Source organism: Exiguobacterium profundum, assembly GCF_042652865.1.
In the GTDB taxonomy this organism is placed as follows: domain Bacteria; phylum Bacillota; class Bacilli; order Exiguobacteriales; family Exiguobacteriaceae; genus Exiguobacterium; species Exiguobacterium profundum.
Window position 1 is genome coordinate 58,563 of the sequence record NZ_JBHSHG010000003.1, and the last position, 21,485, is coordinate 80,047.

General features: G+C 47.8%; 25 protein-coding genes and 1 other annotated feature. Of the genes, 11 read left to right on the top strand and 14 right to left on the bottom strand.

Going from position 1 to position 21,485, the window contains the following annotated elements; all coding sequences use genetic code 11:
• Positions 1 to 31 precede the first annotated feature (31 nt).
• Positions 32 to 316, bottom strand: a complete 285-nt coding sequence (locus ACFO4U_RS11010; RefSeq protein WP_159563351.1) for a hypothetical protein — start codon at positions 314 to 316, stop codon at positions 32 to 34.
• A 153-nt stretch (positions 317 to 469) separates the two neighbouring features.
• Positions 470 to 1,849: a TrkH family potassium uptake protein gene (locus ACFO4U_RS11015; RefSeq protein ID WP_215244287.1), complete on the bottom strand. Its 1,380-nt coding sequence runs from the start codon at positions 1,847 to 1,849 to the stop codon at positions 470 to 472.
• A 200-nt stretch (positions 1,850 to 2,049) separates the two neighbouring features.
• Between ACFO4U_RS11015 and ACFO4U_RS11020 the strand changes: the two genes are divergently transcribed.
• The 3 genes from ACFO4U_RS11020 (at position 2,050) to ACFO4U_RS11030 (ending at position 3,867) form a co-directional block, all read left to right on the top strand.
• Positions 2,050 to 2,241 (top strand): hypothetical protein, encoded by a 192-nt coding sequence (locus tag ACFO4U_RS11020; protein ID WP_224862903.1) that lies wholly within the window; start codon positions 2,050 to 2,052, stop codon positions 2,239 to 2,241.
• An 86-nt stretch (positions 2,242 to 2,327) separates the two neighbouring features.
• Entirely contained in the window at positions 2,328 to 3,110 is a 783-nt protein-coding gene (gene motA, locus ACFO4U_RS11025; RefSeq protein ID WP_015880500.1) for a flagellar motor stator protein MotA, read from the top strand.
• Complete coding sequence (locus ACFO4U_RS11030) at positions 3,088 to 3,867, top strand: flagellar motor protein MotB (RefSeq protein ID WP_074034931.1); 780 nt, start codon at positions 3,088 to 3,090, stop codon at positions 3,865 to 3,867. The genes motA and ACFO4U_RS11030 overlap by 23 nt, the downstream gene beginning before the upstream one ends.
• Before the next feature lie 33 nt (positions 3,868 to 3,900).
• Here the strand turns inward: ACFO4U_RS11030 and ACFO4U_RS11035 are convergent, their stop codons facing one another.
• The 4 genes from ACFO4U_RS11035 to ACFO4U_RS11050 all read right to left on the bottom strand — a co-directional run bounded on the left by ACFO4U_RS11035 (position 3,901) and on the right by ACFO4U_RS11050 (position 7,820).
• Positions 3,901 to 5,325 (bottom strand): dihydrolipoyl dehydrogenase family protein, encoded by a 1,425-nt coding sequence (locus tag ACFO4U_RS11035; RefSeq protein ID WP_159563349.1) that lies wholly within the window; start codon positions 5,323 to 5,325, stop codon positions 3,901 to 3,903.
• Positions 5,322 to 5,687: a DUF1499 domain-containing protein gene (locus ACFO4U_RS11040; RefSeq protein ID WP_159563348.1), complete on the bottom strand. Its 366-nt coding sequence runs from the start codon at positions 5,685 to 5,687 to the stop codon at positions 5,322 to 5,324. The genes ACFO4U_RS11035 and ACFO4U_RS11040 overlap by 4 nt, the downstream gene beginning before the upstream one ends.
• 64 nt (positions 5,688 to 5,751) lie before the next feature.
• Positions 5,752 to 7,131, bottom strand: a complete 1,380-nt coding sequence (locus ACFO4U_RS11045; protein WP_214691309.1) for a sensor histidine kinase — start codon at positions 7,129 to 7,131, stop codon at positions 5,752 to 5,754.
• Positions 7,128 to 7,820, bottom strand: coding sequence for a response regulator transcription factor (locus ACFO4U_RS11050; protein WP_015880495.1), 693 nt, complete (start codon positions 7,818 to 7,820; stop codon positions 7,128 to 7,130). The genes ACFO4U_RS11045 and ACFO4U_RS11050 overlap by 4 nt, the downstream gene beginning before the upstream one ends.
• Before the next feature lie 129 nt (positions 7,821 to 7,949).
• Here ACFO4U_RS11050 and ACFO4U_RS11055 point away from each other — a divergent pair, with 129 nt between their 5' ends.
• On the top strand, positions 7,950 to 8,771 hold the full coding sequence (locus ACFO4U_RS11055; protein ID WP_159563347.1) for a Cof-type HAD-IIB family hydrolase: 822 nt from the start codon (positions 7,950 to 7,952) through the stop codon (positions 8,769 to 8,771).
• 30 nt (positions 8,772 to 8,801) lie between these two features.
• Positions 8,802 to 9,800 carry an alpha/beta hydrolase gene (locus tag ACFO4U_RS11060; protein WP_214784235.1) on the top strand — a complete coding sequence of 333 codons (999 nt, stop codon included), beginning with the start codon at positions 8,802 to 8,804 and terminating at the stop codon, positions 9,798 to 9,800.
• Positions 9,801 to 9,849: 49 nt separating this feature from the next.
• On the opposite strand, the gene ACFO4U_RS11065 is transcribed toward ACFO4U_RS11060, so the two are convergent.
• The 4 genes from ACFO4U_RS11065 to ACFO4U_RS11080 all read right to left on the bottom strand — a co-directional run bounded on the left by ACFO4U_RS11065 (position 9,850) and on the right by ACFO4U_RS11080 (position 13,735).
• Positions 9,850 to 11,409: an aromatic amino acid hydroxylase gene (locus ACFO4U_RS11065; RefSeq protein ID WP_214784238.1), complete on the bottom strand. Its 1,560-nt coding sequence runs from the start codon at positions 11,407 to 11,409 to the stop codon at positions 9,850 to 9,852.
• A 44-nt stretch (positions 11,410 to 11,453) separates the two neighbouring features.
• Positions 11,454 to 11,647, bottom strand: a binding site (T-box leader).
• Between the two features lie 143 nt (positions 11,648 to 11,790).
• Positions 11,791 to 12,468, bottom strand: a complete 678-nt coding sequence (locus ACFO4U_RS11070; protein WP_074034942.1) for a uracil-DNA glycosylase — start codon at positions 12,466 to 12,468, stop codon at positions 11,791 to 11,793.
• A gap of 80 nt (positions 12,469 to 12,548) precedes the next feature.
• Positions 12,549 to 13,184, bottom strand: coding sequence for an FMN-dependent NADH-azoreductase (locus ACFO4U_RS11075; protein ID WP_078146124.1), 636 nt, complete (start codon positions 13,182 to 13,184; stop codon positions 12,549 to 12,551).
• Positions 13,185 to 13,303: 119 nt separating this feature from the next.
• Positions 13,304 to 13,735, bottom strand: coding sequence for a MarR family winged helix-turn-helix transcriptional regulator (locus ACFO4U_RS11080; protein WP_047795835.1), 432 nt, complete (start codon positions 13,733 to 13,735; stop codon positions 13,304 to 13,306).
• 159 nt (positions 13,736 to 13,894) lie between these two features.
• Here ACFO4U_RS11080 and ACFO4U_RS11085 point away from each other — a divergent pair, with 159 nt between their 5' ends.
• From ACFO4U_RS11085 to ACFO4U_RS11095, 3 genes are all read left to right on the top strand, one after another.
• Positions 13,895 to 14,269: a hypothetical protein gene (locus tag ACFO4U_RS11085; protein ID WP_078146123.1), complete on the top strand. Its 375-nt coding sequence runs from the start codon at positions 13,895 to 13,897 to the stop codon at positions 14,267 to 14,269.
• A 134-nt stretch (positions 14,270 to 14,403) separates the two neighbouring features.
• The gene (locus ACFO4U_RS11090) at positions 14,404 to 15,288 is read left to right on the top strand and encodes a diacylglycerol/lipid kinase family protein (RefSeq protein ID WP_215244286.1); all 885 of its coding nucleotides are present in this window, start codon (positions 14,404 to 14,406) and stop codon (positions 15,286 to 15,288) included.
• Between the two features lie 63 nt (positions 15,289 to 15,351).
• Positions 15,352 to 15,891: a GNAT family N-acetyltransferase gene (locus ACFO4U_RS11095; protein WP_264093167.1), complete on the top strand. Its 540-nt coding sequence runs from the start codon at positions 15,352 to 15,354 to the stop codon at positions 15,889 to 15,891.
• A 12-nt stretch (positions 15,892 to 15,903) separates the two neighbouring features.
• Here the strand turns inward: ACFO4U_RS11095 and cbpA are convergent, their stop codons facing one another.
• The gene (gene cbpA, locus ACFO4U_RS11100; RefSeq protein WP_031424393.1) at positions 15,904 to 16,539 is read right to left on the bottom strand and encodes a cyclic di-AMP binding protein CbpA; all 636 of its coding nucleotides are present in this window, start codon (positions 16,537 to 16,539) and stop codon (positions 15,904 to 15,906) included.
• Between the two features lie 186 nt (positions 16,540 to 16,725).
• Here cbpA and pdxK point away from each other — a divergent pair, with 186 nt between their 5' ends.
• From pdxK to bshB2, 3 genes are read left to right on the top strand one after another with little or no spacing between them, the layout of a single operon-like run.
• Complete coding sequence (gene pdxK, locus ACFO4U_RS11105) at positions 16,726 to 17,550, top strand: pyridoxine/pyridoxal/pyridoxamine kinase (protein WP_015880484.1); 825 nt, start codon at positions 16,726 to 16,728, stop codon at positions 17,548 to 17,550.
• Between the two features lie 55 nt (positions 17,551 to 17,605).
• Positions 17,606 to 17,977, top strand: coding sequence for a YojF family protein (locus ACFO4U_RS11110; protein ID WP_074034952.1), 372 nt, complete (start codon positions 17,606 to 17,608; stop codon positions 17,975 to 17,977).
• Positions 17,974 to 18,624: a bacillithiol biosynthesis deacetylase BshB2 gene (gene bshB2, locus ACFO4U_RS11115; protein ID WP_074034954.1), complete on the top strand. Its 651-nt coding sequence runs from the start codon at positions 17,974 to 17,976 to the stop codon at positions 18,622 to 18,624. The genes ACFO4U_RS11110 and bshB2 overlap by 4 nt, the downstream gene beginning before the upstream one ends.
• A 161-nt stretch (positions 18,625 to 18,785) precedes the next feature.
• On the opposite strand, the gene ACFO4U_RS11120 is transcribed toward bshB2, so the two are convergent.
• The 3 genes from ACFO4U_RS11120 to ACFO4U_RS11130 all read right to left on the bottom strand — a co-directional run bounded on the left by ACFO4U_RS11120 (position 18,786) and on the right by ACFO4U_RS11130 (position 21,484).
• On the bottom strand, positions 18,786 to 19,619 hold the full coding sequence (locus tag ACFO4U_RS11120; protein WP_215244285.1) for an undecaprenyl-diphosphate phosphatase: 834 nt from the start codon (positions 19,617 to 19,619) through the stop codon (positions 18,786 to 18,788).
• Positions 19,620 to 19,734: 115 nt separating this feature from the next.
• Entirely contained in the window at positions 19,735 to 20,793 is a 1,059-nt protein-coding gene (locus ACFO4U_RS11125; RefSeq protein WP_251131867.1) for an MFS transporter, read from the bottom strand.
• Positions 20,794 to 20,971: 178 nt separating this feature from the next.
• Positions 20,972 to 21,484: a type 1 glutamine amidotransferase domain-containing protein gene (locus tag ACFO4U_RS11130; RefSeq protein ID WP_026824537.1), complete on the bottom strand. Its 513-nt coding sequence runs from the start codon at positions 21,482 to 21,484 to the stop codon at positions 20,972 to 20,974.
• Position 21,485: the final 1 nt, after the last annotated feature.

A 21,485-nucleotide genomic window follows, 5' to 3' on the forward strand; every position in this document is an offset into this window, starting at 1 on the left:
AAGTATACGCCGTGAATCATCGTACACTTGTTTATATCTCATCCGCGTCGTTACGAGACACCGCTTGATCGTGAAGCAGACGCTCGAGGACGAGGATATAGACCAATGCCACAAGGAGCCCTACGATACCAGGAAGAACCGCAACGATCGCATCCTCCAAGTATGCAGTTGGAATCAGGTAAACCAATAGCGACTTCACACCATACATCAACATCAACGAGGAGAGTAACACAAGCGTTACCGCTCGTTTCGACACATCCCCGAAGAACGGGCGCCCTGTCTTCTCACCTTTTGTCATACCGAGCCAAGATAACAAGTCCAAATCCTCCTTTATCGATTCATTCCCTAACCCATTATATACCAATTATTGCATACGATGAAGACCATCAAAAATCTGTGTCGCTCTTGACTACGATACCTCAAAAAAGGCTGCAACTCCTTCATGAGGAATGCAGCCTACAATACATGTTCAACCAATCAAAATCTTCTCTTTCGGATAGCGAATCTTCCGGTCGGCTTGACGTGCGACGGTAAAGAGAATGGTCAACGATCCGACACGTCCGAGAAGCATCATGAACATGATCAGCCCCTTCCCGGCATCATTCAATTCCGCTGTGATGCCGAGCGATAACCCTACTGTCCCAAACGCCGAGACCGTCTCGAATAGAATGGCAGTCGCCGGAATGTGGCCGTTCGACAAAATGACGAGTGTCGTGATCATCATAATGAACAAGAAACTTGAGATGGCGACGACGTATGCCTTTTTGATTTGAAACGCATCAATCGTGCGCTCCATGATGACCGTTTCTTTCTTACCTGCGATGAAGGCCCACATATCCGCAAAGATAACGGCAAGCGTCGTCACTTTGATCCCCGACCCGGTCGAAGCCGCTCCTGCCCCGATATACATCAGAATCAAAATCAAACCGATCGAGGCTGGAGCCATGGTCGCGATATCAATGGAATTGAAGCCGGCCGTCCTTGTCGTCACGGCTTGGAAGAACGTCACATGTAACGCCTCACCGAGGGATCGACCATACAATACCCCTTCATTCGATAGCCATTCAAACATCATGAGGACGAACCAAGCGACACCATTGATGACCAAGAGTGACAAAATCATGATTTTTGAATGGAGGGCGAGACGTTTCCAGCCTCTCACTTCCGTGGCATCGGCAATCGTCGTGAATCCAAGACCTCCAATCATAATCATGAGGGCGATGGTCACAATGATGGCCGTGTTCTGCTCAAATGACATGAGACTGTCTGGAAATAATGCGAATCCCGCATTATTAAAGGCAGACACTGCATGGAAGAAACCGTAATAAAGTGCTGTTCCAAAAGAATAGTTCTCTGTACTAAACAACTCGAACGTCAAAAACAACATCCCGATAAACTGCACGATGACTGTCGTGAAGACGATGTTCCGAACGAGACGAACTGTCCCCCCCGGTCCAGCTAAATTCAATGATTCTTGTAACAAAATTCGTTGTTTTAATCCGATTTTCTTCCCTAGTACACTTAACAACATCAAGGCGATTGTCATAAACCCAAGACCCCCGATTTGGATGAGGGCGACAATGACCAATTCACCAAACAGGGTAAACGAGGAGCCGATGTCGACTGTCGATAGTCCAGTGACCGTTCCGGCAGACGTTGCGATAAACAAACAATCAATCCAAGAAACCGATTCTTCTTGCGCAAATGGCATATATAAAAGAGTGGCTCCAATAAAAATCGCCAGTAAAAATCCTCCCGCGATAAAACGCGCAGGTTTTTCAAATACGACTCGGTAAAGCACCTCGATTCGTTTCAAGCGCAACTCACGCGCTGACAATCTATGTCGCATCACGACATCCCCTTCACTTCTATTATTCTAAGCCCCATGTTACTCCTCGCTTTTATAAATGCCAACAAGAAAATGTATCTCTAACGCTTTCTTCGATTTTTTGGTATTATGGGAGATAGACTTTAAGAATGTTGAGGAGGTTGAATGAAACCGTGGACCCTAGTACGGTAGATCATTCGATAGAGGATGTCTCACGAAGGTTGGAGCGCCAGTCACAATGTATGCCCGCTCACCTTTATTTTCAGCTAGAAGAGTTACTCAATTGGTCACTCGAGCAAGAAGTCGTGAATCAATTGTACGCATTGTTAAAAAAATACGACGTATTAACCGATATAGAGCGTGAAGAACGAAATATCAGCATTCAAATGCTGATTGATGAAAACGGCGCTTAATCATCGGGAACGCATGTTGCGGGAGACGAGTGGCGTCTCTCGCTTTTTTTGTCCTGATTTATTTCGGAAAGGTGGAAAACAAAGACATGGATGTCGTTACGTTAGTCGGACTCATACTCGGGTTCCTCACCCTCGTCGGTGGAATGCTATTAAAAGGAGCAGGTGTTGCGCCGCTGATCAACCCTGCCGCAATGGTTATCATTTTCGTCGGTACAGCCGCGGCTGTCAGTATCGCTGTATCGAAGGAACAACTTCAGAATGTTCCAAAACTGTTTAAAATCTTGTTCAAAAAACAAGAACTCCCAAGCAAGTCCGGATTGCTCACGCAATTCGTCGACTTGTCGACCCAAGCCCGAAAAGAGGGACTCCTCTCCCTCGAAACGGCACTTGAACAAGTCGAAGAACCATTTTTACGCCAAGGCATGATGATGGTCATCGACGGTCAACCTTCCGAATATATTGCGGAAGTCATGTCACGCGACATCGAAAATATGGAACAGCGTCATAAAGCAAACGCCGATATCTTCACTCAAGCCGGGACATATGCCCCGACACTTGGGGTACTCGGAGCCGTTATCGGATTGATTGCTGCCTTGAAAGACTTATCTGATATCGAAAAGCTCGGACATGCCATTTCTGCGGCCTTCGTCGCGACACTTTTCGGGATTTTTACCGGATATGTGCTTTGGTTCCCGTTTGCAAACAAGTTGAAGCAGTATTCGAAGAGTGAAGTCATCATCAAGGAAATGATGATTGAAGGGATTTTATCGATTCAAAGTGGTGAATCTCCAAAAACGCTAGAAGATAAACTGTCTGTGTATTTGTCTCCAAAGGAGCGAGCTGACTATGAAGCGCAAAAAGAAGCATGATCATGAAGAACATATTCCCGAAGGCTGGCTGATTCCTTACGCCGACTTGTTGACACTGTTGCTCGCGCTTTTCATCGTACTATTCGCATCGAGTAACATCGACCAGACAAAGCTTGAGAAAATGTCACAGTCTTTCAACCAGGTGTTCTCTGGAGGCGTCAGCGTCTTTCAAGCTTCGACTGCCTCAAACAGTGACATCAGTCGCACAGACAAAACCAATACGACCGCCAACCCACGGACGTATGAATTGGCTCAACTTGACGAGTTAAAAGAAGATGTAAACAAATACATTAAAAAGAACGGTCTCGAAAGCCAAATCAAAGCGACAATCAATTCAAGTGGTCTCGTCTTGACGATTCAAGACCGTGCCCTGTTCAACTTAGGAGAGGCGACTCTCGATGCTGATGCTCGTAACGTCGCACAAAACATCAGTCAAATTTTAGAGAAGGCGGGCAAGCGAGAGATTGTCGTCTCCGGCCATACGGATAACATTCCAATCAATACAGCACGTTTCCCGTCAAACTGGGAACTCAGTTCGGCACGTGCGACCGCGTTCATGCGTGGCCTTTTGGCAAATGATGCCTTGAACCCGGCTCAATTCACGCTCGCGAGTTACGGTGAGTTTAAACCGATCGCGACGAACGATACAGAAGAAGGTCGCTCTAAAAACCGACGTGTCGAGGTGTTGATCAAACCACTCGTCGACCTTTCTGAGGGCGAACCAAAGATGATTGAAACCATCACCTTACCAAACTAACAATCACCCACTCGTTCGAGTGGGTGATTTGTGTTATTGCATCAATTTAAAGTAGCGTCTCGCCAGTTCGGTGAGTGGGCTTTCGAACAATCGTTTCCGCCAGTAAAGGTCTGTCACTTTCTTCACGGCCTCACTTCGCGACGGATACGGGTAAATCATACGAGACAGCTTCCCGATTTTGTCACCACGTTGCATCGCATAAACGACAATTTGCATCCAATCCCCCGCCGATTCACCGACTGCATGAGCTCCGATGATTTTTCCATTTTTCTTCGTAATCACTTTGACAAAGCCTGCTTCTTGGCGTTCAGCAATGAAACGGTCCACTTCGGACAGTTTCGCTTCATACGTCTCAATGTCGTCACCGTAACGCTCGCGCGCTTCTCTCTCCGTCATCCCGACGTGGAACACCTCAGGGTCTGTGAATGTGATCCACGGGAGCTTACTATAGTCGACCTTGTTCCATAATCCAAAGAGCGCGTTCGCGACAACCGCCTTCCCTTCTTCTCCAGCGGCGTGTGTGAATGGGAGCGTCTTGATCGTATCTCCAATCGCAAAGATATGAGATTGTGACGTCCGATATGACGACGAGACATCGATATACCCTTTCGTCACCTGAACGTTCGCCCGGTCGAGACGGAGCGCATCGATTCGGGGAACGCGACCCGTCGCCATCAGCAGTTTGTCCGCTTCATATTCGACCGTTTCGCCGTTCACCTCTGTCGTGACACGAATGCGGCCATCGACCTCATCGACTCGATTGACCTTTACGCCGATTTTCAAGCGCATCGCCATCTCGAGTTGAGATTTCAAATAGGTGGCGACGTCCTCGTCTTCTTTAGGTAGGAAATCATCCTGCGCCTCTAGCACGGTCACTTGTGAGCCGAGTCGGACAAAGGACTGGGCCAATTCAAGTCCGACCGTTCCGGCGCCGATGACAATCAGGCTCTCCGGGAGCGTCTCTTCTTCAAAGACCGTTTCGTTCGTTAAGTATGGGACTTGATCGAGTCCATCGATTGGAGGAACTGTCGGTTTCGACCCCGTCGAGATGACAAATTTTTTCCCGATCAATAACTCGTTCCCTACTTTTAATTCGTGCGGACTTTGGAACGAGGCTTCTCCGATATAGACGTCGACGCCAATCTTTTCAAAACGCTCTGTCCCGTCATGGTCTTGAATAATGGCACGTGCTTTGTCGACACGCGCTTTTGACATTTGATAATGCTCTTGTCCATTGAACTCGGTTCCGAGAACTCGGGCCGCGCGCATCATCGCATTCGCTTCTTTTGAAGCGGCAATCAACGCTTTCGATGGCACACATCCGACATGCAGACAGTCACCACCTAAATGTTTGTTCTTTTCAACAAGTGCGACCTTTGCGCCTAAATTCGCAGCCCCTGCGGCCACCGTCATCCCGGCAGCACCGCCACCGATGACAATCAACTGATAGTCCTTCATCGAATCAACCTCCGGTATCGTTCGCTCACATCTTCCATTCGTTTTCGATTCACGCCAAAGTCTGAATAGCCGACACGCGACGCAGATCGAAACTCGACTTGTTGAGTAGCGTCATCAAATAAAAAATCGACATCATCTTTAAATCGCATCACTTTAGAAGTCACTACATAATGAAGTCCTTCATCTGTTTCCTTCACCAGTTCAGCCCGCGGCAACTGATTCATCGCCATCTTAATGGCTTCAATTGATTGCCCGCGACTGCCTGCATACGGCAGTGGGTCCATCCGCAATTCTTCAATTGAAGTTTGGGTTGACACAGCATTCGGACTTCCTTTTAACGGCTTCAAAGATTGATTGGCCATTATAAAAACCTCCCTCAGTCTACATACATCTATATGTAGCCTGAATTCGGGAGGTTTAATCCTATTAATGTAGTTCACTCGGGTCGAGCGGCAATAAGACGGTCACCGTCGTTCCGTGTCCGACCTCGCTCTCGATGACGAGTTTGCCTTCATGCGCTTCAATCAATTCTTTTGAAATCGCAAGTCCAAGCCCGCTACTACCTTCTGTGACATGAGCCTGATAGAACATCTCGGTGATGCGCTGCAAATGCTCTCGTGAAATGCCGGGACCTTCATCGATAATCGAGATGAAGGCAACACGTTCCGATTGCACGAAGCGGATGGTCAACGTTCCTCCGTCTGGCGAGAAACGAATCGCGTTCTCGAGGATATTTAAGAACACTTGTTTCAAACGATTCTCATCAAATAGTCCGACCGATTTTTGAGGATAGCGTTCGATGAGTGTGATGCTTTTGTCTTCAAGTGACTGTTTTAATTGCAGAGTCACTTGACGTAACAAAGAGACCAGGTCCAGTTCTTGGCGATACAAGACCAACCGACTCTCCTCAATTTTTGTATAGTCGAGAAGCTGTTCGACGAGACCGATCATGCGCTCTGTCTCCGAATGGATGATGCTTAAACCGAGCTCCGTCTCTTCAGATAGTTTCTCATCACCACCCCGAATCGTCTCGGTCCATCCCTTAATCGATGTGAGTGGTGTTCTGAGTTCGTGCGATACACTCGAGAGGAATTCGTTACGTGTCGACTGATGCTGCTGGACTTTCGCGCCTAAATACGTGAGCGTTCGAGCCAAGGCTCCAAGCTCATGTTTCTCATTTGACTCAACGGATACATCGAAGTCGCCCTGAGCCATCTCATCGGCCGCCTCGATGATGTGACGAATCGGTCTGACGAAACGATCGGCAATCCTGATGACGGTGTATAGGGCGAGCAACCAGATCAAGACGCCAATCATGACGACCGTCATCCAAATTTCGCGAATGAGCGTGTCCAAGTCTTCAAGCGGTCGCGTGAAACTGATGGCAAACTCGGACGTATCGTTCGTCATAATGGGACTCGTGACCGACAAGTAATGTTCATCCCCGACGTCATAGTCCTGCACGACGGACTCTCCTTGCGACAGTTGCTGTAACTGTTCTTGAGAGAAAGAGGCCTGCCTTGTTCGTTGTCCCGTCGTTTTGACAATCGAACCGCTCCGGTCGACAATCGTCAAATCAGTTCCAGGATATCCGAATGTTCGGACGAGGACTGAAAAGGCGCTCGGCGTTTCAAACCCAACTTGGGCTTGAGGGTATAGATATGCACTCGTTGTCGCATGACCTAGTAACGCTTCCGACTCATACTCGTAATAGTAGCGATACGTCCCGTAAGACAAAATGCTGACGAGCAAGAGCAAGACGATCGTCACGACAATCATCATGCGAATGACTAACTGTTGTTTCATGCCTCATGTCTCCGCCATTTATATCCGTGACCCCACAACGTCTCGATGTAGACCGGATGACTCGGGTCATCTTCAATTTTTTGACGCAAGCGACGAATGTTGACGTCGACTGTCTTTCGGTCACCGAAATAGTTGACGCCCCATACAGCATCGAGTAGCGCATCACGTGACAAGACGATCTCTTCGTTTTGGACGAGATGACAGATCAAGTCATACTCGGTCGGCGTCAAATCGATCGACTGTCCATACTTCGTCACTTGTTTTGCGGCGAGGTCGATTGCGAACGGTCCCGACTTCAAGCGTTTCGAATCTTTTCGTTTCACTTTTTCGACACGGCGCAACAACGCTTGGATGCGCGCCACTAATTCACCTGGACTGAACGGTTTGGCGATGTAGTCGTCTGCACCTTTACCGAGCCCTTCAATTTTATCTTCTTCGAGCGTCCGTGCCGTCAACATAATGATCCCTACATTTTCGTCAAGATCACGAATGGCAGCACATGCTTCGAATCCGTCCATTTCCGGCATCATGACATCCAATAGGACGACATCGAACGGTTCACGGTCAAATGCGGTGACCGCTTCTCGCCCGTTCGTCGCCTCAAAGACGTCGAATCCGGCTCGTTTTAAATTGACAATAATGAAGCTGCGAATCGCATGTTCATCCTCAGCTACTAAAATTCGATTCATATCGATTTCCACCTCTTCTAGAGTTCACTTCTCTACATTATAGTTACGTTTTTGCGACAAGGTTGTCAATTGACCTTAAAAAGGTTTAGGATGGAGTCATTAGATTCTGAAGGAGGACCCCCTACTACTATGAGTTACAAGATGATTGTATTGGATATGGATGATACGCTCCTCACGAGCGACCATACGATTTCCCCTAAGACAAAAGAAGCACTTCTCGATGCACAGGCGCGCGGCTATAAAGTCGTTCTCGCGAGCGGACGACCAACGTTTGCGATGTGGGAAGCAGCCCGTGAATTAGAACTTGCGAAATACGGAAGCTACATCTTATCGTTCAACGGTGCCTCGGTCATCGATTGTGCGACAAACGAGGAGATTTTCTCGAGCACGCTCCAGCCGGATACAGTCGCCCATCTCCATGATATCAGTGAACGGGAAGGAATCGCGATTCATACGTACGTCGGTAACGAAATCGTAACCGATCGCCCGAACCCTTATACGGATATCGAAGGTGAATTGACGGGAATGCCGGTCATTCATGTCGACAACTTTAAAGATGCCGTGACAGCTCCGGTCGTCAAATGTTTGATGCTTGCGGATGGCGACACACTCGCTCCAATCGAAACGAAGCTACAAACAGAATTGGCCGGGAAATTGGCTGTAGCCCGTTCAAAACCGTTCTTCCTTGAGTTTACTGAAGCCGGTGTCACAAAAGGAACGAGTCTCGCCTTCCTTGCAGATCAACTCGGCATCGCACAAAAAGAAGTCATCGCTTGCGGTGACGGAAACAATGATTTGACGATGATTGAATGGGCCGGCCTCGGCGTCGCGATGGGAAATGCTAACACGACGGTCAAAGGAAAAGCGGACTTCATAACAAAATCAAACAACGAAGACGGAATCGCTCATGTCATCGAAACGTACATGGCGGACGTACTCGTCACGCAATAAGCTTCTGATTGTAGAAAGGGAGGAAGGAAGATGAATAAAGGGTTGAAACGAGCTGGAGTCGGATTGATTGGAACTGCGGTCGCAGGAGCGGCTTATGTGTTCCTCTCACCGAAACCAGCCACACGTTTAATCAAAACTTCGTTTGCGGGGGGAAACGAAGTGGAGATGAAGGGATTCGAGGAAGTCGTTCAAAAGACGTCTGTCCGAAAAGACATCGACTACTTGTCTTCTTATGACAATGGAACCTTTGATTTGATCCGTTATGAAGGAAATAGCCGCACGGTCCCTACCATTTTTTGGGTACATGGCGGATCATTCGTTGGTGGGGATAAATCGGATGTGTTAAAATACGCCACTTCAATTGCGAGTAACGGCTACAACGTCGTCAGTATCAATTACGCACTCGCACCTGACGTGATGTACCCGACCCCGCTCAAACAAATCGAAGAAGCGTACTCGTTCATCGCTGAGAACAATGACCGCTTCCGTCTCGATTTAGACCGCGTCTTCTTTGCAGGTGATTCGAATGGTGGACAGCTCGCTGCACAGTTTGTCGGGATCCAGTTGAATGACGACTATTCGCCTTCTGCTGAAGTGGGACAAGTCGTACCAAAATCCTCAATCCTCGGTGCCATCCTCTTGTCTGCACCGCTCGACTTGAAGCGCACATGGCTCGAATCATCGAAGTCAGTGAACCGCTTCTTGTTCAAACGAATCGGATGGGCATACTTCGGCACATACAATTGGGAGACTCTCCCGGTCGTTGCTGAAGCGTCGCCACTCGTCAATGTACCGGCCACATTCGTCCCAACGTTTATCGCGGACGGGAATGACCATTCCTTTGAGGAGCAGGCCAAGGAATTTGCAACGATTCTTTCAGGACGTACGGATGTCACGACTGTCTTTTATGATCGGAACGAGCACGAGCTTGGCCATAACTATTACTTCGAAATGGACCGCCCAGCGGCTAATTCCACGTATCGTCGTTTGATTACGTTCTTACGTGAAACGACAAATCAATCTGTATAATGCACAAGAGGCGACGTTCTCCTACAGTGGAAAACGTCGCCTCTTTTCGTTAGCGCAATAGTTCGAACGCGCGACCAATCAATTCATTTCGGGATGGGGAAGTTTGACGCAATGCTTCAAGACGTTCAATCAATGTCTGTTTCAGTCCTTCATCCTTCACCAACTCCAGGCACTCGATGTGTAATAACCAGGCGTCAGGGTGGTTCGTTAAAATCTCTGGGATGAGACCATCGATTGATTCTCCCCGCTCACGCATGAGATGGATGCGGTTGAACATCGGATCATCGTTCGTCCATACACGTTCATCCCGTTCGATGATCACCGGTTTTTCAATCATCATCAGCTCGTCTACCGTTGTTCCTGGGAAAACTGATGGAAGCGAATCGACGCGTACTTCTAGCGAGTCGAGTGAGATCGTCCGTCCTTCTAGGTGAACCGTCACGTCTTCGAGTGCACCGGATGCACATGCTTGCCGAATGCTCGTCCCGTCCTCAAAGAGGTCATCGCGATCGAGCGCGGACTCTGTGTCATGAGCAATCAGTAGCCCGTGTCGCTCTTTTTGCGTGAGCTGTCCATGTTGTACAATTGAACATTCATCCCATTGAATGAGCGTATGTTCTTTCGACTCCGTCATGTGACGAACGATGCCGACACGTTCTGATCCATCTTCAAGTCGAATCGTCGATTGACTTCCTGACGCCAACGCTTTCGCCACAGATTCAATCCCACCTTTTCGAATCGCCATTCTTCCCTCTAGTTCATCTAAGACAGAAGAGAGCGTCTCAAAGTTTGGAATAACGAATAGCTCTTTTTGCATGTTTGTCACGTCTTGCTTCGTCTGTAGCGCGTGCTCCAAGTCGAATGGATGTTTGACGACCGCATCTGTCAGACAGTGACGGCTCTCTCCTACCGATGATAAGAGGCCAGCCCCGTAAATCATCGGATTGTCGAGGTCACCAATCAATCCGAATTCAACGGTCCACCAAAAGATACGCGCGACCTGTTGTGCTTCAGAAAAGCCAGTCACTTGCGCTTTCGCCTCATGTACGGCTTTCTCCGCCGCCTCGATATCCTGTTCGGTCGAATTCGCATTCTCCTTCACAATCGTCAAGCGTTTCAATGCGGCGAACGAGGCATGTTCTTCTCGGTTCATGAACGCCTTGGCCCCTAATTGACCGAAGCGTTTGACGATTGCCGAAAACGTCGGGTCCATCAACATTGGCGCATGTCCCGCCGCCTCGTGAATGATATCAGGGGCTGGACTGTATAAAATATTCTCGACTTTCCGAATGTCTGTCGCGACCGGGAGCATCCCGTTTCCTTGGAAGTCAAAAAAGGCAACGCCGGGGATGAGCCCATCCACTGCGACCGTCGACCATCCTGCCGCCTGCATCTCATCCGTCATCTGTTCGACGTTCGGCAATCGATCCGGTCCCATTCCCGTCCGTTTCAATCCTTCGATGTAAAACGGATGCGCCTTCCCTTCTAACGTGTGCAAGTTCAACCGCAACACGAAACGCCAAACGGCATGATCTGTTGGTGTGTATTCATTGTAGAACTGCGGTGAAATATGTGGGGCTAGGTGTTTTGGAATCGATTGTGTCAACATGTGAAGTCCTCCTTTAAAATCAAAAAATCCCTATCGATTGAATCGATAGGGACGACAAAGCCGCGGTACCACCCTGGTTGCTAGAAAAATTCTAGCCGCTTGATCCGATAACGGGGGACCGCTCAATGATGAGAGCTCAGGAACTGTAATTCGATTCATCTTTTGGGCGTGTTCGCAGCACCACACGCTCTCTGGGCCAGGGAAGATGTCTCTACTTCGGTTCTTTCTTCGCTTTTCTTACATATCCAATTCTTTATCTTTTCTACAGTTATGCTGTTATGCATATATGCTTTTAAGCACTAAAGTGACGTCTTGTTAGTTACTGTACCAAAGCTAAACAAAAGCGTCAACAAAAAACAGCCTGCGAATTTTCGCAAACTGTCAGAGACACCACTCAATCGGAGATTTTCCCCACTCCTTCAATGTATCGTTTACTTTGGAGAATGGCTTAGAACCGAAGAATCCACGATGGGATGACAAAGGACTTGGATGTACCGACGTGAGCACTTTATGTTGGTCTCCAATCCATTTCATTTTCTTCTTCGCATCATTTCCCCACAAGATGAATACAATCGGTTCCTCACGACTCCCGAGCCGCTCAATGATGGAATCAGTGAACTGTTCCCATCCTTTTCCACGGTGAGAGCCCGCCTTTCCCGCTTCAACCGTCAGTGCCGTATTTAAGAGAAGGACGCCTTGTTTCGCCCATTTCTCGAGATTGCCACTCTTCGGGAGATCACATCCAACGTCATCTTTTAGTTCTTGAAAGATGTTTCGTAGAGACGGTGGGAAACGAACCCCGTCCTGCACCGAAAAACTGAGTCCATGCGCTTGATTCGGTCCGTGGTACGGATCTTGCCCTAAAATGACGCACTTCACTTCACTAAATTTTGTATGAATAAATGCGTTCCAAATATCTTCTCGGGCCGGGTAAACGATCGTTTCTTCATAAGCTTGGTCGACGAATTGCTTCAACTGTTGAAAATAAGGTCGTTTCATCTCTTCTTGGACAATATCCGTCCAATCTCCAAGTAGTCGACTCGATAACTGATCTGCCATTGCATACTCCCCTTTCCCTTTGTATCATACCCAAAATAAATGCATACAAAAAGACGAGTCAATCGACTCGTCTCTCTAGGTTATACCGTTACTGCGCCTGCAACTTCTTTCGCAAGTGCTTCAGCTTTCGCTTTCGCGTCTGCAACGATCTCTTCGATTTTATCTGGGTATTGGTTCATCCCTTCGACCGCTACCGTCGTCACTTCAGATACACCGACGAACGCGAGCGCTTGGCGAAGGTATGCGTCTGCGAAGTTAAGGTCAGTTCCTGTGTAGATTCCGCCTGTCCCTTGGATGTGGATCGCTTGTTTGTTTTCAAGCAAGCCGACAGGACCTTGCTCCGTGTAACGGAACGTTTTACCTGCCATGAGCACGCTATCGAGGAACATTTTCATACGTGCTGGGAAGAAGAAGTTCCACATTGGAGTCGCGAACACGTAAAGGTCCGCTTCCATGAATTTCTCAAGCATGCCGCTCATTGTGCCTACCTTTTTCGCTTCTACATCAGTGAGCGCTTCGCCTGAAGCGAATTTGCCCCATGCACTGAGCACATCTCCGTCGATTTCTTGAACATCAACATCGTAGAGTTCGATTGCTTCCACTTCGATTGATGGATTTTCTGCTTGGAGTGTCGAAACGAATGTTTCTGCCACTTGTTTGCTGTATGAAAGTTCAGTTGGTTTCGGGTTAGCCGATACATATAATACTTTAGTCATCGTGTAATCCTCCATTTGTGTAATCTCTAATTTTTCAATAACAGTTAGAACTATATCATCTGTATATCTCATCGTCAATTATTTTAATTTCAAGATATTGAATAAAAAAGCAACGGGCTTTATTTGCCCGCTGCGTTATAACCGACTCGTTTCAATAACGAAATCAATTGTTCCGTCTCTTCATCACTTAACGGTCCATATATATCTTTGAAGATTTCAATATGTTGCGGATAGACGACGTCCATGAGCGCCTTTCCATCGTCTGTCAATGAAGCATATGTGACACGTCGGTCAGACGGGCAGGCGATTCGTTCAATCAGCCCTCGCTTCTCCAACTTATCGATCACATATGTCACGCTACCGCTCGTAATCAAAATCTGATCCCCAATTTGTTGCAACGGGGTGTCTCCTCGTTTATACAGTACGGATAAAACACCGAACTCTGTTGAATTTAACTGGTGGCGTCGTAAATCTTCTTTCACACGATCACTGATGGCATCCATCGTACGCGCAAGAACGACCCACGCCTTCAATTCAAGGGATTCAATCATGTCGGTTTCACCTCAATTCGTTCATCATATATCACTAGTATAGCAGGACTTATGCAGTATAAGCCGGGAAAAATACTTCGTCAAGGAACTTCTTCATTGTCGCCCATGTCGGAAACGTTTAGAATGGTAGTATTGTGATTTTAAGAAAGGGTGGACCGTATGCGTGAGTATTACGAAATTTCATTGACGATTAGACGGGAGTTTTTGCATGCTGTCATCGATTTGTTGAATCGGGAAGGCATCGCACCGGACTATGCGCTCGAAAAAGAAGGCGCGGTCTTTTTATTATTCAATCATTTACCTTGGCCAAACGTGACCCGTGAACCGCATGCCGTGGAACGTTTCTTATTGACGTTGAAACGATCGGACTATTTATTCGTCAAAACGAAACGTAAATCACCGGTCCCCGATCATGAACCGGTCGCCTGTATGGGGGCTCTCGTCTCCCCGTTCAATGAACATTTGCGCATCGAACTTGCCGTGGACGAGTCGGAAGCAAGTCATTTAGATATGTCCGCATTCCGTCATTATTAAACAATCGAATGCCCAACGCATCCCCTTGAAGATTAGAGCGAGATAGCTAATCGACATGGGGATTTTTTAGGAGTATCTGCTTTCTTTGACGGGAATAAAGGACAGTATTCGAGTTGAAAAGGAGACATGTTGGAATGGACACAGTCATGTTAATCGTCAATCCATCCTCAGGGAAAGAGTTGGGGGAACAACACGCAACACATGCCGAAGAGGTGTTGCGCGAACGATATGGACACGTCGATGTCCGCTTCACTGAAAAGGAACAGGATGCGACGAACTTCGCACGTGAAGCGGCAGAAAAGCACTATCAGGCCGTGATTGCGATGGGTGGGGACGGAACCTTGAACGAAGCGGTGACCGGTCTAGCCGAGGCTACTCATCGACCTGACTTCGGTATCATTCCACTTGGGACGGTCAACGACCTCGCCCGTGCACTCGGTGTCCCAAGTGACCCTAAACAAGCAATCGAGGCTCTCCGCGACGCTGAACCGACACCGATGGATATCGGAAAGTATGAGAAAGGTTATTTCATGAACGTCATCGCCATCGGGCTCATTGCCGAAGCTGTCGACGAAGTAAGTGTGGAAGAAAAGACGAAATGGGGACCGTTCGCTTACTTGATTGAGGGTGTAAAAGCGTTCCGTGAACATAGTCCATATGAGTTGGCGCTTGACAGTAAAGACGGGGAGTTTGATGGCGAGGCTTATCTCGTCGTTATCGCCTTGACGAACTCGGTCGGAGGATTCGAAAACTTCGAACCGGACGCGCGACTTAATGATGGTCTTCTTCACGTCTATATCTTTGAAGAGCTCGGGTTAAAGGACGCACTTCAATTAACACCCGCCCTCTTTACAGGAAAGTTGAAGGAAACGGATAGCGTCACCTCATTTTGTACGTCACGGGTGAACGTGACCTCGCCTGATGCGCTTCCTGTAAATGCTGACGGGGACACAGGCGGCAAGCTACCCCTCACCTTTGAAGTATTGCCGAGCCACTTAAACGTATTAAAGCCGATATAAGAGCAGGAATTTTGACGATTGAATCGAATGTGTTCAAGCGAGAAAGGAGAATGACCTATCAATATCTCACTTGTTCCATTAACAGTCGCATCCGGCGACATCGTCGATACATTCAATCGTTGGAATAACGATCCTGAGATCGTCCATCTTATTCGCCCGAGCCGCTCTAAAGAAGAATTGACCGCCCATTATGAGATGACGGTTGACGATTTAGAAGAACGACTCTTAACACACGATATTTTCCTTATCTACGCAGATGACCATCTCGTCGGAGAAATGAACGTCATGTATGACCCGCCTCATTTATATCGACAAGAACCCGGTACAGCTTGGCTCGGTTTCGTCATCGGCGAATCTGTAGGTCGCGGAAAAGGCGTTGGCACAGAAGCTCTTCGTTTGTTAGAAGAGCAATTGCGAGCCAAACAAACACCTCGTATGGAACTTGGCGTATTCGCTTTCAACCATGCGGCCCATCGTCTCTATACGAAATGTGGGTATCAAGAAATCGGTCGGATCGAGCACTTCACCTACTGGGACGGTCAATTTTGGTCCGATATTCGGATGGAAAAACGACTCGACGAAAAACCCTTTCACGCCAAGTGAAAGGGTTTTTACTTAGTTCTTTAAGTTCTCGACTTCGACAATCCGGAAGCCTTTTTGTTCAAGCTTAGAGACAACCTTGTTTTTCATGTCTTCTTCACAGTCTGGTGGTAGTGTCACGAGTACCCGACGCAATACTTTACTTTTCGCATCGAGCGTCATCAAGCTCGCGATTGATGTATATTTGTTCACGATTTTCGTGATTTTCTCAAGTGCCCCAGCCTGTTCGCTCAAGGCGATTGTCAAGACGTAACTACCCGTGTCGCGACTCCATGCTTCTTCGAGCATCCCGAGCATCTTACCGTGGGGAAGAATGCCATAAAATTCATTGCTCTCATCTTTCAATACAGCAATGTACGGCAATTCTTTGATTGAGAAAAATACTTCAAAGAATCCATCTGACTCATGGACGTACTTTTGTGTATTCTTGATGAGTGTCATCACATTATCGTCCATGTTTTCCCCGTTCATTCCATGACGATAAATATGCATCTTGTAAATGTTACCGCGGAAAAATTTCCCCGTCTCGTCTAAAACAGGTACACAACGGTATCCTGTTTCTTCAAGCGTATGAAGCGCTTCCCGCAATGTTGCCTTTTCACTGATAGTGACAACATCTTTCTTCGGGATACATAAGCTATGCACTAACATGCGTTTTCCTCCCAGCCAATAATAAAGTGGTCTACACCCTATTCATTATTATTCCCCAAATATGATGAATATCCTGCATACTTTTTCTGAAAAGTTATGAACACTTCTCGTAATCCTTGCATTTGTCGGAATTCAAAAAAGTCGTTATAGTGAAACTATCCAAACAGACAAAGGGGATGGACGATTATGACGATGAAAAAAGCATTGACGATTGCCGGTTCTGACACAAGCGGCGGCGCGGGAATCCAAGCCGACCTCAAAACGATGGAAGAACTCGGTGTATACGGTATGACAGCTTTGACTGTCATCGTGGCACAAGACCCACATAACGCATGGAATCACGAAGTCTTTCCAATCGACACGACCTTGATCGAGAAACAAATCGATACGGTGCTCGCTGGAATTGGAGTCGATGCAGTGAAGACAGGTATGCTCCCGACACCTGAAATCATCGAACTCGCAGCACGGAAGATTAAAGAATACGGAATCCAGAATGCCGTTGTCGATCCGGTCATGGCATGTAAAGGTGCGGATGAGATTCTTGATCCGAACGTTGCGGTCGCGATGCGTCAACACCTCGTACCAGTCGCAAAAATCATCACACCGAACTTATTCGAGGCGCGTATGCTCGCTGGCCTTGATAAAACGCCCGCAACGATGGACGAAATCAAAGAAGCCGCTCGTTTAATCCATGAACTCGGCGCAGAGATCGTCATCGTCAAAGTCGGTGGCAAACTCGGATTCGATACAGCATTCGACGTCTTGTACGACGGAAACGAATTCCGCCTTCTTGAAAGTGAAAAAATCGAGCCTGCGTTCACACACGGCGGCGGATGTACGTTCTCTTCTGCCATCGCAGCCTCACTCGCCAACGGTCACACGGTCGAAGAAGCGATTGAAATCGGAAAAGAGTTCATCACAGAAGCCGTTCGTCATTCATTCCGTCTCAACCAATACGTTGGACCGACGAACCATACCGGATACCGTAAAAAAGTAGCAACACAATCGTAAACAGATGACCCGGAACTACGTGTTTCGGGTCATCCTTTCCATTGGAGGGACAGACGTGAAAGCGATTCAACCTGATCACATTCAGCACTATTTAGACAATCACGTCGCGACACCACTTTTCGTCCATGTCGAGACGACGAACGGTGCCTACGCGACACATAATGACCCGGACTTTCATAACGCCGGGATGTTTATCCGTAATGCCAAAATCGAATACAGCATCGGTCAAATTAAAGGAAATGGTCCCTATCGTGTCGGTTTAAAACTCGATCACGGTTGGCTCTATGTCGAGGGATTGACCGACTATGAAATGCACGAAGAACAGTTGTTACTCGCTGGTCACGATCGTCTCGGTCGTCTCGCATGTGCGCTGCACATCGATATCAAGCCGCTCCCACAAGGCGCATCGGAGGTGGAGAATCAATGAATGGACCGTTACTCGTCATATTCCCACACCCGGACGATGAGGCGTTCAGCTCGGCCGGAACGATTATCCAACATCGTCAAAAAGGACTACCCGTCACATATGTCTGTTTGACGCTCGGTGAAATGGGACGTAATATGGGTTCTCCAATCTTTACGACACGTGAAGAACTGCCGAAAATTCGAAAACATGAACTCGAAGAAGCATGTCGCATGATGGGCATCGAGGACCTGCGCATGTGGGGTCTTCGTGACAAAACCGTCGAATTTGAGGACGAGGCCGAGCTCGCTGGTCGCTTCCGCGCATTGATTGACGAAGTGAAGCCGGAAACCGTCATCTCATTCTATCCAGGATATGCCGTCCACCCGGACCATGAAGCGACAGCCCGTGCCGTCGTACGAGCGCTTCAAGAGATGGGCGAGACGCGCCCTAAGTTCTTAGGTGTCGCCTTTGACCGCCGCACAGAAGACGAACTCGGACAACCTCACGTCATCGTCGATGTAACGGAAGAGAGCGAACAAAAGAAAGATGCCCTGTTTGCCCACCGGTCTCAGACGGAAGGTCTGCTTCGTGCGATCGATAACGCAGAAAACGCCCACGTCATGGAGTTACTCCAACGTGAGCGCTTCTATCATTATCCGTTCTCATGATTCATAGGCTAGACGGGTCATATAAAGCAATGCCCCGACGGTCCCAAGACCGATTAACGTTCCGAATACTACAACGATTTGTCCCATGTTTTCACCTCTTCTAGACTTTACGAACAATTCCATTCATTGGTTTCAAACACGTGCTATTCGCACGTGTTTTTTTAGAAGTAAAGAACGTAAATCACGATGGCCAATACGATTCGATAGACCGCAAACGGCATCAATTTCACTTTGTTAATCAACTTCAAAAAGAATTTAATCGAAAGAAGTGCGAACAAAAACGCGCTGACGAAACCGACGACAAACACGGGTAACGTATCGAGCGTGAAGTACGTCCATTTGCTGTACAGTGACAACGCACTCGCTCCAAACATGATCGGTACCGCCATGATGAACGTAAAATCTGCCGCTGCCCGGTGACTCATTCCGAGGAGAACCCCTCCAGAAATCGTTGAACCGGACCGAGAGAACCCAGGCCATAGCGAGAAACATTGAATCAACCCGACACCAAGTGCTTGCTTGTACGTGATGTCATCTAGCGTAGCGGTCGTCTGACGCTTCACGCCGGATAAATCTGCGGCAATCATAAAGAATGCCCCAATGACTAACCCAATCAACACCGTCTTGACTGAGAAGAGATGTGTATCGATGTAGTCCTCAAACAGTACACCAAGGACGCCAGCAGGCAGCAATCCGATCAAAATATGTATGAGATTGAACTGACGTGTGGTTCCGCTTTGTCTTAAGGTGAGGAGCGACTTTGGATTCAGTAACGCTTTGAACCGATCTCGAAAGACGACCACGACCGCTAAAATCGACCCTAATTGAATGACGATTTTAAACGTGTTCGCTACTTCCTGACCTAAAAATTGACTCGAATTCAACCAGAGACCGTCCACGAGAATCATATGACCGGTCGACGAGACTGGGGCAAATTCCGTCAATCCCTCAACGACACCTAACAAAAATCCTACAAATAATTCATACCATTCCACGTTGTTTCTCCTATTGACTCGTTAAGATTGTTCTCATCATACACTTCTCGGCACAATCTTTCGTCCGTCTTAAGATGTAAAAACAGACATGGCTTATGACCCATGTCTGTAAAAATTATCGGGCGGTCGCATGAACGAACCAAACGACAAGCCCGATTAAGATGAACGCCAAAAATAGCGACACTGTCGTTCCTACAATAAAGACAAACCCCAACACAAGGATACCGAGATGCCATAGCATCGAGACGGATGATTCCGTCGTCGCTCGAATGGATGAAGGAACTTGATGATGCAAAAGACCGTAATAGAGCGGCTCCATCGCTCCATATATAAGAGCCAACAGCCCCATCAGCCCGATTCCGATTGGATTCGGAAAAAGTCCGATGACAAGAAATCCACCGCCCATTAGCCAACCGAACCCGTTTAACCAATGTTCGGATGACGCAAATCGTATAAGCGTCCCTGCAAAAAGTTGTCCAGGTAACTGAATCAAGAGTAGGATGCTTGAAATGGCACCGAACCAATAGATCGGGATGGATACATCACGTGCATACAATTGCCAGAACTCATCGATGAAATTGAATGCGGATACGGCTGCTAAAAAACTGATAGTGACATGCCATAGTTGCTTGTTCGACCAAATGAATTGAAAACCTTTCAGCAAATGCCACCACGTCAAACGCTCTTCTATCTCTCGTCGAGTCGGTTCGATGAGAGATAGGCTACAGGTAGTCGCAATCAATAGACTCACGATGGAGAGCTTGTAGTTCCACTCCAAGGGAAGATACTGAGCCAACATACTGCCACTCAATGCCGCCGTCACAGCGGCAACAATCCCAATCGCGTTCAGTTTTCCAAGAACCCGTTCAAATGACGACACTTCCTGACTCTCCTGTAACGATTCGTACAACAAGGCATTCTCTGCCCCACTTCGAATGACCGACCCAATGGCCGAACAGCTGATGGCGACAAAAAATCCGCTGAAGGTGAACGAGTATAACAAGATCCAAAACGATAACCACTCCAAGGCTACACCTACCTGGATTAGCCGACGCCGTGTCGTCCGGTCCGCCCACACGCCGGTCGGCACCTCGAACAAGACGATGATGAGCGCATAGATCATCTCCAAGTAGACAACTTCTTGAATGGTGATGCCTCGTGACTCCCAAAACAACCGTTCAATCACATATGCTGGAATCAGCCCTTCAAACCAGCGAATGCACCCTAACCAAACAATGTTTCGACGAACTTAACTCGGTGAACGTGCTCGTTTTCTCATTTGAATCGCCTCCTTATCTTTCTTATTCCCGAATGCACAAAAAAACCACGAGATTCCTCTCGTGGTCGACGTGTTATTTTAATAAGTTGAGAATCTCACGATTGAATGCCGGAATATCATCTGGCTGACGGCTCGTCACAAGCTGATTTTGACAGACGACAACTTCTTTGTCCGCATATTTCGCTCCGGCATACTCCATATCGACTTTAATCGATTTATAGCCGGTTGCGTCACGACCTTCTAATGTCTTCGCCGTAATCAACAGCTGTGGTCCGTGACAGATTGCAAAGACAGGCTTCTTCGCATCCATGAAGGCTTTGGCGAACGAAACAAAACGCTCGTCTTCTCGCAATAAGTCAGGTGAGAACCCGCCAGGTAAAAGAAGGGCATCAAAATCTTCCGGCGATACATCGTCAATCGATTGATCGATGTTCACTTTCGCCTCTCCTTGCTTTCCTTCCACCGTGTTGCCAGCTTTCTTCTCGATTGTCACGACGTCATGTCCCGCATCCACCAATGCGTCACGGGGACCCGTGAATTCTACATCTTCAAACATATCTGTAATGAGCGTTGCTACTTTTGCCATG